Here is a 14,055-nt window from a genome sequence, read left to right as displayed (position 1 = left end):
CGCCCTCAGTGCGCGTGGTCGGCTTCGGCCTTGCCGAGCTCGGCCTTCAGGACAAAGGAGTTGGCCACAGCGACCTCTTCCCCGGGATTGAGGCCGGTAAGGATCTCGAAGGCGTCATCGTCGGCCCTGCCGAGAGTCACGTCCCGGCGCTCGAAGCCCTCCGGGGTCCGCACGAAGGCGACCTTCTCGCCGCCGATGGTCTGGATGGCGGACTTGGGCAGCCGCACCTTGACCTTGTCCTGGGCGATCTCGACCTCGGTGGTGACGAAGGTGCCGGGCCGCCAGGCCATGTCCTTGTTCGGCAGGGCGACGATGACCCGAGCCGAGCGCGTCTCCGGGTTGAGGATGGGACTGACGAACACCACCTTGCCCTCGCCGCGGGCGGCGGCGTCGCCGACGATGGTCACCTTGGCACCCTCGCGGACCTTCGAGAGTTCGGTGGTCGGAACCGCGAGCTCGATCCACACCGAGGACAGGTCGGCGACCGTGTAGACGTCGGCCGGGTCGCCTTCCTTGCCCACGGCGGTGCCGACGTCGACCTTGCGCTCGACCACCCGCCCGGCGAGGGGTGACTTCAATTCGTAGCGGCGTAGGCTCGACAGGTTCGGCGTGGTCTCGTCCTTCCTGGCGGACGTCGCCACCTCGGCGGCGTTCAGGCCAAGGGCCGACAGCTTCTGGCGCGCGAGATCGACCCTGAGCGTCGCCTCCGAGTAGGCGGCCTTCGCGTTCAGGAATGCCGATTCCGCGGAGATCCGCTTGTCCCAGAGGGCCTGCTGGCGGTCGAAGTTCGTCTTCTCCAGGTCAGCCTTGACCGTCGCGGTGAGGAAGTCGCTCTTGGCCTCGGCGACCTCGCGGCTGTCGAGTACGGCCACGACCTCGCCCTTGGCGACCTCCTCGCCGAGGCGCTTGCGCATTTCGGACACGGTGCCGACGACCCGCACGGGAACGCGTGCGATCCGGTCGGCGTCCTGCGCGATGGTGCCGGGCACCAGCAAATGGCGCGAGAGAATCCCGCCCTCGACCATCGCCAGCTCGATGTCCTGCTCGGCGGCCTGCTCGGCCGTCATCTTGATCTTGCCCTCGCCCTCCTCGTCGTGGCCGTTCGCCTCGCCCTCGGCGTGCTTGTGGCCACCGGCTTCGGGCTTGGCCTCTCCCTCGGAGTGCTTGTGCTCGCCGGAAGGCTTGGGCTCGCCGTCGGCATGCTCGTGGCCATGGTCGCCGTGACCGTGCCCATCGTCGGCTGCGGGTGTCACCGGCCTGGTAACGGCCGCATTGGTTGGGGGCGTCGCCCGGGCGTTCGTGAGGCCGGCGGCCGCGAGGGCGCCCTGCACGACCTCGGACACACGGGGGAAGGCACCGCCGATGACGATGCCGATGGCCAGGAAAGCCACGGAAAGGAATGCACGCATGGGAATGGGCCGGGTTCCGACCGGGACGTCGCACGGCCGCTTAGGCGGCGGGAAACGGTCCCGTACTGGGTATTTCGCGAATTAGAGGCAGCCGTGACCCGTGTGGGGCCGGCCGGGACGCGCCACGGACGTGGCGGCGTCGCCTCAGGCGCGAGGCGGCCTGGGTTGGCGGTCGGGCGAGACCGATCCGATGGGTGTGGTCACGGTCGCGTAGGAGGCACGCCCCGTCCCGCGGGGCGGTAGGGCCGGCGTCCCGTCGACGCTGAGTGCCTGATGGCAGCCGCAGGTGGCATGGCAGGCGGGGCAGGCATCGGAGTGATCGACGGCGGCTGCCAGGGTTGGTGCGGACACGGACAGTTCGTGACCAACGGACCGGTGGGCCTCGGCGGAATGGATCGCGCCCGGGACGACGAGCGCCAGGACCAAGACGAGCGAGAGCACTCGCACGGTGGTCGCCCACCAGCCGCGCATCGTCTCGTAGGCCCTGATCCGAGGTCCCGTGGTCATGGTCGCCTTATGAACGATTCAGGGCCACCCGTACATGCCGGATGGCCCTTTGGCAGGGTCGAACCTTAATAGTCGTCGTGGTGATGGTGGTGGTGCCGGCGCTCGCCGTAGTACCGACGTTCCCCATAGAACGCCCGGTCGCCGTAATCCCGATGCGGACGGTGGATGACGACATCATCGTGGTCGCCATGATGGTAGCGGTCGACGTGGACGTCCCCGCCGCGCCGGTCGAAGTCGCCGCCATAGTATTGGGCGGACGCGGCGGCCGGGGCCAGGATCAGGCCGACGGCGACCAAGGCTGGAATGCGAACTCGCATGGCTCGTTCCTCAAAGGGGTATGCCTCAAGATGGGCGCGCCGAGTTGAACGAAGCCTGAAACAGCCGTTCATGGAAGCGTGGATGAAGATATCCGGGACGCCGTGAAACAGGTTCACGAGATCCCGGATCGGCAGAACTCAGTGACGCTCGATGATCGTCGTGCGACGCTCGCCGCCGTGATGGTCATCGTGGTGGTCGTCATGGTGGTGATGCTCGCGCACGACCTCGCGGTGTTCATGGCGGTCCCCGTGATGCCCCTCGCCGTGGCGCTCACCATGACCGTCGCCATGGACCCTGACGCCGCCCGGGCCGACATCGATGTGCTGCGCAAGGGCCGCGACCGGCGAAAAGGCCAGGGTCACGATGGCGGCGATGGCTCCGAACTTGGTCTTCATGTTGAGGCTCCCTCTCTCGAATACTGCGCAGGAACGTACGGATCGAGTAAACCGATCCGAATGCTCCCGGTGAAATTCGGGAATATTTGGCAAGGGAGTTCGTGCGACGCGGGATCGTGTGCGCGAAACGACGATCCTGCAGGGCGGCACCCACGCGGGTTACGGCATGGAAGCGCAACAGCTCTTCGTGGTCGGGCGGAGACTGGAAGGACCACGGGAGGGGTGCCCGCCCCGGCACGAGGCCGAGGCGGGCGGTTCACGGTACCGAGGAGGGCACTACCGTACCGTGAAGCCGTCGGGCGGGAGCGGACCGGTCATCCCCCGCCAAGGGCGTAGCCTATGCCGACGGCAAGGAAGGCGAAGACGACCAGGAGGGGAAGCGTACGCATCGGTGCATCCTCCCGGCCTTCCGAGGTCAGCGTCGTCCGCTCACTTCTTGCCGTGGGAGTGACCGTGGGCGTGCCCATCCTTGTCGGAATGGACGGGCTTGCCGTCCTTGCCGACCTCGCGGGCCTCGCTCTCGCGCGGGTCGTCGCGATGGGCCGGGCCACCGGCCACGCCGCCGGTGTTCGGCACGGAGCGCTCGGGATTGTTCGCGTTCCCATGCCCGTCCTCGGCGGCGTAGGCGGGAGCCGAGAGGCCTGCTAGTAGGCCGAGGGTGAGAAGGGCGGCGATGGTACGCTTCATAATTCTGATCCCTGGGGTTCGGCAGCCGGTGCGGCCGCTTCGAGACCTGAGATAGCGACCCTGTTTTACACCCGGACGCCTGGTTCGTGACGAAGTGTGTCAGCGACCGGCGCGCGGCAGGGAGATCCGGACCCGAAGGCCGCCTCCCGACCGATTGGATAGGGCGATGCCGCCTCCCTCCGCCTCGACGATCCGGCGCGCGATGGTCAGGCCGAGGCCGGTGCCGCCGGTGTTGCGGTTCCGCGACGCTTCGAGGCGGGTGAACGGCTCGAAGGCGCGGGCGACCTCTTCAGGCGGGATGCCTGGACCATCGTCCTCGACGGTGAGCACCAGCTCTTCCGGCTCCACGTCGAGCGAAATAAAGGCGCGGGTCCCGTAACGCACGGCGTTGTCGACGACGTTGTCGAGCGCGCGTCGCAGCGCAACTGGGCGCACCGTCGCGAGTGCGCGGCCAGGGCCCGCATAGGCGACCTCGCGGCCAGCGTCCGAGGACGTGTCGGCGATGCTCATGAGGACGCTCGCGACGTTGGCAACCTGGCGCGGCTCCGGGTCCGCGTCGCCCCGAAGGTACGCCAGGGTCGAATCGACCATCGCCTGCATGTCGTCGAGGTCCGAGCCCATCGCCCGGATCTCGCCGCCCTCGGGCAGCCCGTCGAGGCGGAGGCGAAGCCGCGCGATGGGGGTGCGCAGGTCGTGGGAGACGGCCGCCAGGGCCTGGGTCCGTTCCGTCACCAGCCGATGGATGCGGTCCTGCATCGCGTTGAGGGCCCGGGCGATATCGCGGGTCTCGTCGGGGCCGGCTTCCCTCACGGGGACCACCTTTCCGTGCCCGATTTCGGCCGTAGCGCGGGTGAGGTCGCGCAACGGTCCCGCGATCCGGTGCATCAGAACGACGGCGGCGACACCGACGAGGATGGCCATCGCCGTCGCGAGGTAGGCCCACGATCCGAGCCGTGCGAGGCCGGGTGCATGGGCCGAGCGGAAGGTCAAAAAACTCCCGTCCGCCAGGGCGAGCGCACCGCCCAGGTCCTCCTGATGAAGGGCCTCGTGGCCACTGTCCATCGCGAGTGCGAGACCGGGTTCGAGGCTCGGCTCCGACGCGATCATCCGGGACCTGAGCGACCACATCGCCGGGTCGCCGGCCCTGTCAGGGAGCAGGGTCGAGGTCGGCGACCATCCCAGCTCGAAATGCGCGGACGACAGGGCCTTCGCCTCGGCGTCGCGTTCGGTCTGTGGGCGGCGGAGCACCGCCTCGCGCGCCAGGGTAAGCTGGTTGGCGACCTGCCGCGCGAACGCATCGTCCGCCGCGGCGGTCGCGGATTGCCGATAGAGAAGCAGTGCCCCGCCGTGGACGGCGAGGATGGCCAGGAGCAGGACTGCGACCGTTCGGGCTTCCAGGCTGCGGGCCAAGGGTGCCAGGCGTCTCAAGCGCGCTCAACCTTCGAGGCGAGCATGTAGCCGGCCCCGCGCACGGTCTTGATGACCGGAGGCAGGCCCTCGGGCGGTTCGAGCTTGCGCCGCAGGCGGCTCACCAGGGTGTCGACGCTGCGATCCGTGGGGGACCCGAGCCTGGCACGGGACAGTTCGAGGATCATCTCCCGGCCCAGCACGCGCCCCGGGTGTTCGAGGAAGACGAGGAGGAGGTCGTACTCGGCGCCGGAGAGGTCGACGGCCGCCCCCTCGGGATCGACGAGCGAGCGGCTGCGCATGTCGAGCCTCCAGCCTGAGAAGGAGAGCACCTCGGATACCGGGGACGAGGGCGACGAGGGTGCCATGGAGGCGCGGCGCAAGACGGCACGGACACGGGCCAGGAGCTCGGGCCGGCCGAAGGGCTTGGCCACGTAGTCGTCGGCCCCAAGTTCCAACCCAAGCACCCGGTCGGCCTCCTCGTTGCGGGCGCTGACCATGATCACCGGCACCGTGCTCCTCGCGCGCAACGCCCGGAGCAGGTCAAGGCCCGAGGCCCCGGGCAGCATCACGTCAAGCAGGACGAGGTCGACGCCACCGGCAGGCAGGAGGCGCCAGAATTCAATGGCGCTTCTGCAACCGGTGACACGATAGCCCGCCTCGCGGAGAAGGCGGGTGACCAGCAGACGCAGGCCGTCGTCATCCTCGACGAGGAGGACGTGTTCCGAACCATCGGAACCCGCGTTGCCCCCGTTTTCGTGGATCAACGATTCCTCCGTCCTGCAATGGGCGTCACCGTTCCGTCCGCGGGGGCATTCATACACCCGATGCCGGTCAAACGACGTGGGCGGGTGCGAGGATGCAGGCGGTGTCGCTGCTGGTCTCCACCTGCAGGGTGGTGTGGCCGATGCCGAACCGTTCCTTGATGCCGACGGCCGTTTTCATGAGGAACTCGTCGTCGGGCCGGCCGCCAGGCATTAGGAGATGGGCGGTAAGGCATGTCTCCGTGGTGCTCATCGCCCAGATATGCAGGTCGTGGAGTGACGCGACCCCCGGAAGTCCTTCGAGGTGGCTGCGGACGGCGTCGGGGTCGATGCCCGGCGGGACGGCGGCGAGGGATAGCGTGAGGCTGTCGCGCAGGAGGCCCCAGGTGCTCCAGACGATAATGAAGACGATGGCGAGGCTGACGACGGGATCGAGCCAGGTCCATCCGGTGTAGAGGATCACGAGGCCGGCAATGACCACCCCGGCCGAGACGGCGGCGTCGGCGACCATGTGCAGGAACGCGCCCTTGATGTTGATGTCCCCCTTGGCACCAGAGGCGAACAGCCAGGCGGTGATGCCGTTCACCAGGATGCCGACCGCCGCGACGATCATCACGGTCTTGCCGGCGACCGGGGCGGGCTCGCCGAAGCGCTGGATCGCCTCCCAGGCGATGGCGCCAACGGCCACCAGCAGGAACACCGCGTTGAACAGGGCCGCCAGGATCGAGGAGCCCTTCATCCCGTAGGTGTACCGCGCGCTCGGGGCGCGCTTGGCCAGCACCGTCGCGATCCACGCCACGACGAGACCGAGCACGTCCGAGAGGTTGTGTCCGGCATCGGCCAGCAGGGCCATCGAGTTCGCCAGCACCCCATAAGTGGCCTCGATGGCGACGAAGCCCACATTGAGGGCGATGCCAATTGCGAACGCCTTCCCGAAGCTCGCCGGGGCGTGGGAATGCCCGGGATGGTCATGGGTCGCATGGGCCTCATGGTCATGCGACCCGTGGTCGTGACCGGCGTGTGCGTCGTTCGTCGTCATGGTCGTCCTGTAGCGGTCTTCGACATTCAACGGGTTTGACCGGGGCTCACTTGGCCGGTGCGGGGAGCGTCGCGACGGCGTCTCTCTGGTGCTCGGTCCAGGCCTGCTGAAGAATTTGGATTGAGGAAGTCACGAAGATCTCGGCCATCACCGCCGCCACGATCAGGTCGGGCCACGCCATGACGGCACCCTTTAACCTTAGAGCCGCGACGACGATCATGAGTAAAGGTCCGCCCTCCGCTAGGTAGGCTTGCACTCGATTTGCGCGCCGTGAATTTTGGGGAGGCTCCTACGTGGCGGGCAGGAGGCTCGTTTTTGGAACGTCGGTCGCATCGCCGCAGCCGGCAGTTGGTGATGATGGTGAAGGGGGACGGCGACCGAGGTCTGTAAGTCGTCTGGATGTGCCCGCACGAATGGCGGAAGGGTATGGTGCTGCATCCTCGGCGGGGGCGGTTAAGGGCCAGTTTCAAAGAGCCGTGTGCCCACACTATGGAATCGTCAGAACCGCCTGTCGACGCCAACATACACCCTTTATTGACGTCGGCGGCTGACCTGGGCGCATACTGATGTAGCCAGGGTCATCGATCTCAGCCGCTTGTTCTGCCAGATCGTCCCGAGCCACTGTTTCTAGCAGCCGTCGATAAAATCAGATGTCACAGGGTTCGATCACTGGCTGGATGAAGCGCAAACCTGCGGTGTCTGCATGGCGGAGAGCGTCGCTGCCGGCATCACTTAGCACGGAGACGCCATTCTGTCCGCGCTGATACCGCTTTGGAGCAGCAGGCAGGTTGAAGGCACATCACCTTTCTCACCTGAAGGGATTCGAGATCAACCGCCCTACCGAGCAAGCCAACCGACACCGCCTATATCGAGTTGTTCAACGGCCGCCCACGGGGAGAATGTCTGAACGCCTAGTGGTTCCTGTCGTTGACGGATTAGCGCGAAAGCATCGACGAATGGTGGCGCCAATATAACAAAAATCAACCTCACACGACCTCAGATAGCTTAACGCCAAATAATTCGGTGTCAATCATTTACATCTCGATTAATTTTATCCAGATCAGAAGAGGAACAGAGCTAATCTAAAGTTATGTCGGTCTATAGTTGCACTTTTTCCACCATATTGAGACAAGCCGTTCTAACCCTTGTTTGCCAACCTAACTACGTGCCCCCACCAGGGCGCCGCCGCCTGCGACTAGATGACAAGGTTAGCACCTCATAAAGAAAACAATAGATTTTTACACGTTACCTGACATAAGCTCTTTAGATGCATCTGATACATAGGGCGAAGTTTCATCCAGGTCATGGAGGCGCCGGAAAAGCATAACTAGGCCCAAATTCGGGCCAGGAGGACCCCTGGGCATGGGAAGTGAGCCCGCAGTGCAACGGCCGCGCGACCGCTTTACCGACGACCTGTTCAACCCCGACGGGCTAAGTTACGCCAATGTCGAAGAACAGATCAAAGCCGAGAAAGAGGCAGCCCGGCAGGCCGCAAAGGCTAGGAAGCTTGAGCGTGCACGCGAAGTCTACGCGCGCAATCGTCTGATCCGCCTCGCGGCGGCGGCGGCGGCGGCGGCCGACTGAAAAGAGCAAGCCCGGCAAGCTGTAAAGCTCGCCGGGCTTTTTCCATGCCTGCAGGGCGGCGGCATCGCCTGTCTTGTCACGACTTAGCGACCATCGAACGCTTCAACGGCCGGTTTATGAGCTGTCGAAATCACCCCCCCCTTGGGGTCCCTTCCTTGGGCGGCTTGCTCGATTCGTATTTCCCCGATGGTGTTCATGGGTAAGCCGTGGAGATTGATGGACCTCCCATGGGAGCCCTCAAGGATCATGGCATCATCCCATATTTATTTGCATACCCCGCCAAGGCTCCTGGATGACCGCCAGGGCATACCCGAACACCCTGGGTCTCAGAGTGAAGGCAGACTGAAACTCATGGGCGTGTCATGGGAGAAAACGGACTTCGTATGGGCAAGACATGGGAGGAGGTAGGGTAAGTCTCGCGTTAACCTCAGGCGTTAAGGCTAGGCCCCTGTGAACACTGGTTAAATGCCTAAGCTGGGGGCACGTTTCGAATGTGCGGGCTCGCAGAGGTGCCGGGCCGCGCACGGTCGACACCATGCGGATAAAATGCCCCCCCGAACCAATCGCCCCCCCCAGGGGCATGACTTCCCCTTGGACTTCCATTGGAGGACCAAGCCTGCCTTCATCGCCGCCGCCGGCGTCAGCCTGATAGGCCACCCCCGGGCCCTTGAGGCCCGGAACTCTATAATGACGAGCCTCGTCCGCGCCGCCCTCGCGGGCCAGGGCGGCTGGGTCTCATACTCGCGGTCAAAAAGGTTCTACGAGCCCCTGTCCCGGTACGAAGGGACCGCGTACACGTACGACCGGGTCAAGGCGGCGGTGCAGGAGCTCCTGGACCTCGGCTTGATCGAAGAAGAGCGTGCGCTCCCCGGGCCCGCCTCGCACGGCTGGCAGTCACGCATGCGGGCTACCGACCGGCTCATCGCCGCCTTCAACGACTGCCCTTTCGAGCATGTCGGGCCAAGGGAGGTCATCGAGCTCCGGGACGTCGACGGCGAGCGCATGGCGTACACTGACACGGACAACACCCGGCGCCTGCGCAAGGTCATGGAAGCCCGCAACGAGGCCGCCAGCGCCGTCCGCATCGACATGCCCGAGGGCGACGGCTGGCTCCACACGCCCGGGTACGTCAGTGCCCGGTCCGATAAGACCGGTGGCTGGGTTGGCCTCCGCCCGACGCCGGCCCCACGCATGGTCCGGATCTACGGTCGGGGCCGGTGGGACATGCACGGGCGTTTGTATGGCTGGTGGCAGCAGCTCCCCCAGGCCCGACGCCTGGAGCTTCTCATCAATGGCGAGGTGGCGTTCGAGGAGGACTGGAGCGCCTGTCACCCTAGGCTCCTCTACGCCATGGCCGGTAAGTTGCCGGTCGGCGAGATCTATGACGTGGACGGGTACAACCCGAGCCACGTAAAGGCGGCGCTCCTCACCGTCATGAACACCAGGTCGACCTACGGCGGTGTCCAGAGCCTGATGAAGCGGGAGAAGGACAAGCCGGGCAAATGGCTCCACTCCCTCGATTACACGAAAGGCCTCATGAAGGCGGTCATGCACCGCCACGAGCCCATCGCCCATTTCCTCGGGGCGGACATGGGGATCACCCTCATGCACATCGAGAGCCAGATGTGCGTCGACGTCCTGAAGCGCTGCGAGCGAGAGAATGTCCCGGCACTGCCGGTGCACGATTCCTTCGTGACGCAGGCCTCGAAGGGCGCCACGGTGACCGCCATTATGGCCGAAGTCATGGATGCGACGCGCGCCGCGATAAACCCCTGTCAGTCCTCAAGAAAGAGGGGATTCACCCCACAGATGGGAGCGCCGGTTGGTTCCGGTGGTTGCGTGGGTGCTTCCGCCTCCGCGTCTCCTGTGGTCGTCCCATCTAAGACGGTCTTCGTTCCTGTCCCGCCCGTGTCTCCTCCTGCCCCGCGGCCCTTGCGCTGGGACCCGGCGGAGAGGCTTGAGGCGATGATCGCTTACCAAATCAAGATCGAGAGGATCTTGATGTCTGAGGAGCGGCGAGAGGGGATTTTCGAGGTTTGGGAGCGACGAGAGGCTAATGCTCGTGCAATCGCGAAATCGGTATGTTTGCACGAGAACGAGACCGGGATGCGTGCCTTCCCGACGCACATCGTTCCTGACCGTATTGGGCCTACGGCAGCCTCCATCAAACGGGGGCGTAGCCCAAGGAAATCCGGTTCCGTAGGAAAGGGCCGGAGGCCTCGGGTCACCCTCCACGAGGTCAGGGCGTAGCCTTCGGGTCTCCCTATCCCTGAAAGGGGCCGGAGGCCTTAGGAGAGCCTCCTATAGCGTCAGGGGCGTAGCCAACCGAGACAACTTTTTCCTTCCGGGACCGTAGGTTAGGTCGCTTCTCCCCTTGTAGAATTCGAGGGAATTCGCTACCTTTTTGATTGTCTCCGCATGGGACCGGGCGTTGCACCTCAACCTCGAAACCCCGTCTCTGGTAATCCCGGAGGCGGGGTTTCTTCGTTTGTCCCTTGCCAGGCTCGGGCGCACCATTTTGCCATGCACGCCGGCATCCCCCCGTTCCCCACCCCACCTGCCTCGAAGGCGTCCCGTCGCGATGCCGACAGGCAACGCAAACGCGCCGCTCGTCAGGCCCTCAGGGAAGCCGGTGCGCCTGATCCGCGTCAACTTGATGCTGCGCTAGTCGACGCGCTCCGGGACGCACTCCTCGCCTCCGCGGCTTCGGCTGGGACCCGGCCCGGGGAGCGTCTTGTTGCAAGCGCAGTGGACGTCAAGGAGGTCCTCCGCCTTGCCCTGCGTGGTCTCTGGGGACGGGAGAGCGGAGGCGTCCCCCTTCAGACGGAGGCGATACGTGCGGCCCTGGTGGCCCGTCTCGCGCCCCCCTCTGACCCGTCAGGGGCGTAGCCTACGGGCATCCCTATCCCTGCGGGGGTGATGCGTACCCCGGCCCTCACCCCTGCATCATTTGATGCAGGGGCATCCCCGGTGGCGGTCCCGATGCCTTGCGTCCCCTGAGGCCCCCGAGGGCCTGGGATGGTCCGTTACACGGGCAGGGGGCAGGATCCCGATCGTGCGCTGGTCCGCACTGCCTCGCCCTCCCTGACCCCTCCAAAGGGGGGCGACGGGAGGGCATCCCCTTCGCGGAAAGCCGGTGACAAAGGGCAAGATAGGGGGGGATGGGTCCCCCCTGGGGGGCCGAAAGCAGAAGTCGCGAAGGTGCAACATCCGCCCGGGTACAGTGGAAATTTTTGGGTACGCGGCGTGCGTACCGCCTGACGGATCAAAGGGTTACCGTGCGTACCGACGACCCTCTCGCGTACTCCGCACCGCCCTCGTCGCGGTGCGCACCCTGCGTGCGTACTCCCGGAATTCGCGTACGCACGACGAGGCCCAGATTGGACAGATCCAGGCCCTAATCACCGAGTTCGGTTTCCTCGTTCCACTCATCGTAAACGAGCACGACACCATATCGCGGGGCACAGCCGCCTTGAGGCCACGAAGCGCCTTGGCATGGAGCAGGTCTCCGTCATCCGGCGTCCCGGCCTGAGCGTTGCGCAGCGCGGCCCTCGTCCTCGCGGACAACCGTGTCGCCCTCAACTCGTCGTGAGACGAGTCCATGCTAGCCAAGGAGGTCGCCTTCATCCAGGAGGCCATCGACGCCGGCGAGTTCGATTTCGACCTGGGGGATGCGGGCTTCGAAGAGGCCGAGCTCAAGAATCTCGCGGAGGTCCGGGCGCCCGAGCCCGAGGAGGAGCCGCCACGGGAGTTGACCGTCACCAAGGAGCCCGCGGTGTGCAGGGCCAGTGACCGGTGGATGCTCGGGCCCTAACCTTCACCGTGGCTGGTGCCTGCCTGAACGACCTCAGAGCGGCCGACATCCTCATCATCGCGTGGGAGCGTCAGAACAAGGGAGAGGCCCCTATGGCCGGCGGGGGCATGACCTTCCGTGCCAAGGCCTAGAGCCTCGGGATCGAGTTCAAGCGGCAGGACACCAAGGCCAGGCACAAGGCTGACTGATGGCCGGGGTCTCGGGACGTGCGCTGGCCAAGCTCCTCGGTATTTCCGAGGGGGCGGTCCGGAAGATTAGGGACACCCGCCTCGCTGAGGCCAAGCTGCCTGGGGGACTGTTCGACCCCGAGCGGGCGAGGGCCCACTACCCCGCCAATGTCGATAAGGCCATGCAACAGGAGCGGCCCTCGACCCATGCGGCCACGTCAAGCCCTGCACCTGCCGCAGGACCCGCGGTTGTCATGGGACGACCCGAGGCCGCCGGTCCCGACGTCAACAAGGCCCGCGCCGCGTAGACCATGGAGAAAGCCTGCGGCGAACAGATCAAGCGGAAGGTCGATGAGAAGTCGGTGATCGAGCGAGCCCCGGCCTTCACCCTGGTGCAGGGCTAGGCCCGGGAGTTCCGTGCGGGCCTGTTCCGGTTCCCGGACAAGCACGCGGCCAAGATGGCGGCCCCGAGCTCGGGGTGGACGAGAATGCCCTCTACGATTGCCTCCAGAAGCATTTCCGGGCGTACCTGGAGAAGGACATTGCGCGCATGAAGGCCGAGGTCCTCGGGTGCCCGCCCCATATCCGCGAGGTCGTTGTCGGCATCGACGAGGTGGGTGTCGAGCTCGACGGGCGCGAGTTCGAGTTGCGAGGTGTCTACCGTGATGTCGATCCTGGCCATGACGTCATCGTCGGACCCCGCCGTGAAACCGACGAGCCCGCCGCGAAACCGGGTGCCCGCGTCCCCTTGGATTTTCGATGCTGTTTATAGGAGTAACGGGTGGGTGCGCCCCCTTTGCTCTGAGCAATCACCGGACGCATCCTCGGCAATCATAGCCCAGGGAAACGGTAACCCTGGGGCCAGGATCGTCTTGCCAGGGCAATCTGGAGCTGAATCTATGAAGGCCTGGGCGACGGGGGATACGACAATGAGCAGGCAGACCGACAACTTCCACAACGGCATGCATGGCGGCATGATGGCGGTCGGCGTCGCTCTCGTGGCAGGCCAACGTGCGCGTCGTGAGGCTCAGGCTTGGGCGCAGGCAGATGCCGATGCCGAGAGCGCCGTCCACCGCCTCGGGCAGGCGCTCCTGGCATCGCGTCGCCGGGAGGCCGAGCTTGCCCGAGACTTGGCGGCCGCTCAGGCGGAAATCCGCGCACTGCGTCTCGCCCGCCGTCAGTGAGAATTATACGCCTGGGGGTTGTGCCTTTCCCCTGCGGACCGAATCCGGACCGCAAATGGGCCATTTGCGGACCATGGAAAAAAGGGCCCGCCGGTCATCCGGCGGGCCCTTTCGCATCAAGGGGAGGGGGGTGCTCAGGCCACCTTGCGACGTCGACGCTCCATGGCGAGGTTGACCAGATTGGCGATCTCCACGTCCTCGGGATCGGCCGAAAGCGGACGCGTCCACGTCCATTCTGCGGACGCATCCGCATCTTTTGCGGACACGTCCACAACGGGGGCCGGGATCGTCTCGCGGGGTGCGGCCGGGGTGAGCGACGGCAGGCCCTCGATCAGGATGCCGCCGACGTGTGCCTCAGCCTCATGCGGGAGTGCCGCCGCGAGCGTCACGAGCTCGCCGTGCGACAGGCCCCGGACCCACGTCATGACGGGCTTGGGTAGGGCGGACACATCCGCCGCGGGCCCCCCTGCAACGAGGTGCCGAGCGTACGACACAAGCGGGACGCCGACCTGGTGGCGAGGGGCCGGGCCCCATGCCGGGGACGGGGCAACCGCCGGGGCAGGGGCATCGAGGTACGCCGCGGCCGCATCGGTAGCGGGGAGGGCCGGGGTTGTGATCCCCGTTGCGGACCGGACCGCGCGGAGGACCCAGCGGCCGCTCTCCCAGACGAGGGCGAAGAGGGTGGCGACGGCGACCGCGGCGAGGAGGGCAATACGGGCGAGGAAGCTCATGGGCGGTGGTCCTGTGCTGGGGGGTGACGATCTCGATTGTCCGGGGCGC

The 14,055-nt window shown here is 65.9% G+C and carries 15 protein-coding genes; 4 read left to right on the top strand and 11 right to left on the bottom strand.

Annotated features, from left to right (window positions below):
* Window positions 1-5 precede the first annotated feature (5 nt).
* The 9 genes from A3OM_RS0113480 to A3OM_RS26140 all read right to left on the bottom strand — a co-directional run bounded on the left by A3OM_RS0113480 (window position 6) and on the right by A3OM_RS26140 (window position 6,746).
* Complete coding sequence (locus A3OM_RS0113480) at window positions 6-1,409, bottom strand: efflux RND transporter periplasmic adaptor subunit (protein ID WP_018044286.1); 1,404 nt, start codon at window positions 1,407-1,409, stop codon at window positions 6-8.
* Between the two features lie 144 nt (window positions 1,410-1,553).
* Window positions 1,554-1,916 (bottom strand): hypothetical protein, encoded by a 363-nt coding sequence (locus A3OM_RS0113475; protein ID WP_238254234.1) that lies wholly within the window; start codon window positions 1,914-1,916, stop codon window positions 1,554-1,556.
* A gap of 65 nt (window positions 1,917-1,981) precedes the next feature.
* A complete protein-coding gene (locus A3OM_RS26145; protein WP_192216543.1) occupies window positions 1,982-2,233 on the bottom strand; it encodes a hypothetical protein in 252 nt (83 codons plus the stop codon).
* A gap of 138 nt (window positions 2,234-2,371) precedes the next feature.
* Window positions 2,372-2,629, bottom strand: a complete 258-nt coding sequence (locus tag A3OM_RS0113465; protein ID WP_018044283.1) for a hypothetical protein — start codon at window positions 2,627-2,629, stop codon at window positions 2,372-2,374.
* A gap of 429 nt (window positions 2,630-3,058) precedes the next feature.
* Entirely contained in the window at window positions 3,059-3,316 is a 258-nt protein-coding gene (locus A3OM_RS0113460) for a hypothetical protein (RefSeq protein ID WP_018044282.1), read from the bottom strand.
* A gap of 99 nt (window positions 3,317-3,415) precedes the next feature.
* The gene (locus A3OM_RS0113455; RefSeq protein WP_026176008.1) at window positions 3,416-4,744 is read right to left on the bottom strand and encodes an ATP-binding protein; all 1,329 of its coding nucleotides are present in this window, start codon (window positions 4,742-4,744) and stop codon (window positions 3,416-3,418) included.
* Window positions 4,741-5,490, bottom strand: a complete 750-nt coding sequence (locus A3OM_RS0113450) for a response regulator transcription factor (protein WP_018044280.1) — start codon at window positions 5,488-5,490, stop codon at window positions 4,741-4,743. Before A3OM_RS0113450 ends, A3OM_RS0113455 begins: the two co-directional genes overlap by 4 nt.
* A 67-nt stretch (window positions 5,491-5,557) precedes the next feature.
* The gene (locus A3OM_RS0113445) at window positions 5,558-6,526 is read right to left on the bottom strand and encodes a cation diffusion facilitator family transporter (RefSeq protein WP_018044279.1); all 969 of its coding nucleotides are present in this window, start codon (window positions 6,524-6,526) and stop codon (window positions 5,558-5,560) included.
* Window positions 6,527-6,572: 46 nt separating this feature from the next.
* On the bottom strand, window positions 6,573-6,746 hold the full coding sequence (locus A3OM_RS26140; RefSeq protein WP_018044278.1) for a hypothetical protein: 174 nt from the start codon (window positions 6,744-6,746) through the stop codon (window positions 6,573-6,575).
* Window positions 6,747-7,888: 1,142 nt separating this feature from the next.
* On the opposite strand from A3OM_RS26140, the gene A3OM_RS0113435 reads away from it, so the two are divergent.
* From A3OM_RS0113435 to A3OM_RS0113420, 3 genes are all read left to right on the top strand, one after another.
* Window positions 7,889-8,110 carry a hypothetical protein gene (locus tag A3OM_RS0113435; protein ID WP_018044277.1) on the top strand — a complete coding sequence of 74 codons (222 nt, stop codon included), beginning with the start codon at window positions 7,889-7,891 and terminating at the stop codon, window positions 8,108-8,110.
* A gap of 591 nt (window positions 8,111-8,701) precedes the next feature.
* Entirely contained in the window at window positions 8,702-10,360 is a 1,659-nt protein-coding gene (locus A3OM_RS0113430) for a hypothetical protein (RefSeq protein WP_245257791.1), read from the top strand.
* Between the two features lie 1,351 nt (window positions 10,361-11,711).
* Window positions 11,712-11,924 (top strand): hypothetical protein, encoded by a 213-nt coding sequence (locus tag A3OM_RS0113420; protein ID WP_018042956.1) that lies wholly within the window; start codon window positions 11,712-11,714, stop codon window positions 11,922-11,924.
* Window positions 11,925-12,491: 567 nt separating this feature from the next.
* On the opposite strand, the gene A3OM_RS0113400 is transcribed toward A3OM_RS0113420, so the two are convergent.
* Complete coding sequence (locus A3OM_RS0113400; protein ID WP_018042960.1) at window positions 12,492-12,773, bottom strand: hypothetical protein; 282 nt, start codon at window positions 12,771-12,773, stop codon at window positions 12,492-12,494.
* 247 nt (window positions 12,774-13,020) lie between these two features.
* On the opposite strand from A3OM_RS0113400, the gene A3OM_RS0113395 reads away from it, so the two are divergent.
* Window positions 13,021-13,275 carry a hypothetical protein gene (locus A3OM_RS0113395; protein ID WP_245257766.1) on the top strand — a complete coding sequence of 85 codons (255 nt, stop codon included), beginning with the start codon at window positions 13,021-13,023 and terminating at the stop codon, window positions 13,273-13,275.
* A 134-nt stretch (window positions 13,276-13,409) separates the two neighbouring features.
* On the opposite strand, the gene A3OM_RS0113390 is transcribed toward A3OM_RS0113395, so the two are convergent.
* Window positions 13,410-14,006 (bottom strand): hypothetical protein, encoded by a 597-nt coding sequence (locus tag A3OM_RS0113390; protein ID WP_018042962.1) that lies wholly within the window; start codon window positions 14,004-14,006, stop codon window positions 13,410-13,412.
* Window positions 14,007-14,055: the final 49 nt, after the last annotated feature.

The sequence above is a fragment of the Methylobacterium sp. 88A genome, assembly GCF_000376345.1.
In the GTDB taxonomy this organism is placed as follows: domain Bacteria; phylum Pseudomonadota; class Alphaproteobacteria; order Rhizobiales; family Beijerinckiaceae; genus Methylobacterium; species Methylobacterium bullatum.
Note: the sequence above shows the minus strand (reverse complement) of the source record. Positions and strands in the feature narration are given on the sequence as shown.

Excerpts from the sequence above, each read along its gene's own strand:
- A3OM_RS0113475 (WP_238254234.1), bottom strand. The coding sequence starts at position 1,916 with ATGACCACGGGACCTCGGATCAGGGCCTACGAGACGATGCGCGGCTGG.
- A3OM_RS0113480 (WP_018044286.1), bottom strand. The coding sequence starts at position 1,409 with ATGCGTGCATTCCTTTCCGTGGCTTTCCTGGCCATCGGCATCGTCATC.
- A3OM_RS0113390 (WP_018042962.1), bottom strand. The coding sequence starts at position 14,006 with ATGAGCTTCCTCGCCCGTATTGCCCTCCTCGCCGCGGTCGCCGTCGCC.
- A3OM_RS0113460 (WP_018044282.1), bottom strand. The coding sequence starts at position 3,316 with ATGAAGCGTACCATCGCCGCCCTTCTCACCCTCGGCCTACTAGCAGGC.
- A3OM_RS26145 (WP_192216543.1), bottom strand. The coding sequence starts at position 2,233 with ATGCGAGTTCGCATTCCAGCCTTGGTCGCCGTCGGCCTGATCCTGGCC.
- A3OM_RS0113465 (WP_018044283.1), bottom strand. The coding sequence starts at position 2,629 with ATGAAGACCAAGTTCGGAGCCATCGCCGCCATCGTGACCCTGGCCTTT.
- A3OM_RS0113435 (WP_018044277.1), top strand. The coding sequence starts at position 7,889 with ATGGGAAGTGAGCCCGCAGTGCAACGGCCGCGCGACCGCTTTACCGAC.
- A3OM_RS0113395 (WP_245257766.1), top strand. The coding sequence starts at position 13,021 with ATGAGCAGGCAGACCGACAACTTCCACAACGGCATGCATGGCGGCATG.
- A3OM_RS0113400 (WP_018042960.1), bottom strand. The coding sequence starts at position 12,773 with ATGGCCAGGATCGACATCACGGTAGACACCTCGCAACTCGAACTCGCG.
- A3OM_RS0113445 (WP_018044279.1), bottom strand. The coding sequence starts at position 6,526 with ATGACGACGAACGACGCACACGCCGGTCACGACCACGGGTCGCATGAC.
- A3OM_RS0113420 (WP_018042956.1), top strand. The coding sequence starts at position 11,712 with ATGCTAGCCAAGGAGGTCGCCTTCATCCAGGAGGCCATCGACGCCGGC.
- A3OM_RS26140 (WP_018044278.1), bottom strand. The coding sequence starts at position 6,746 with ATGATCGTCGTCGCGGCTCTAAGGTTAAAGGGTGCCGTCATGGCGTGG.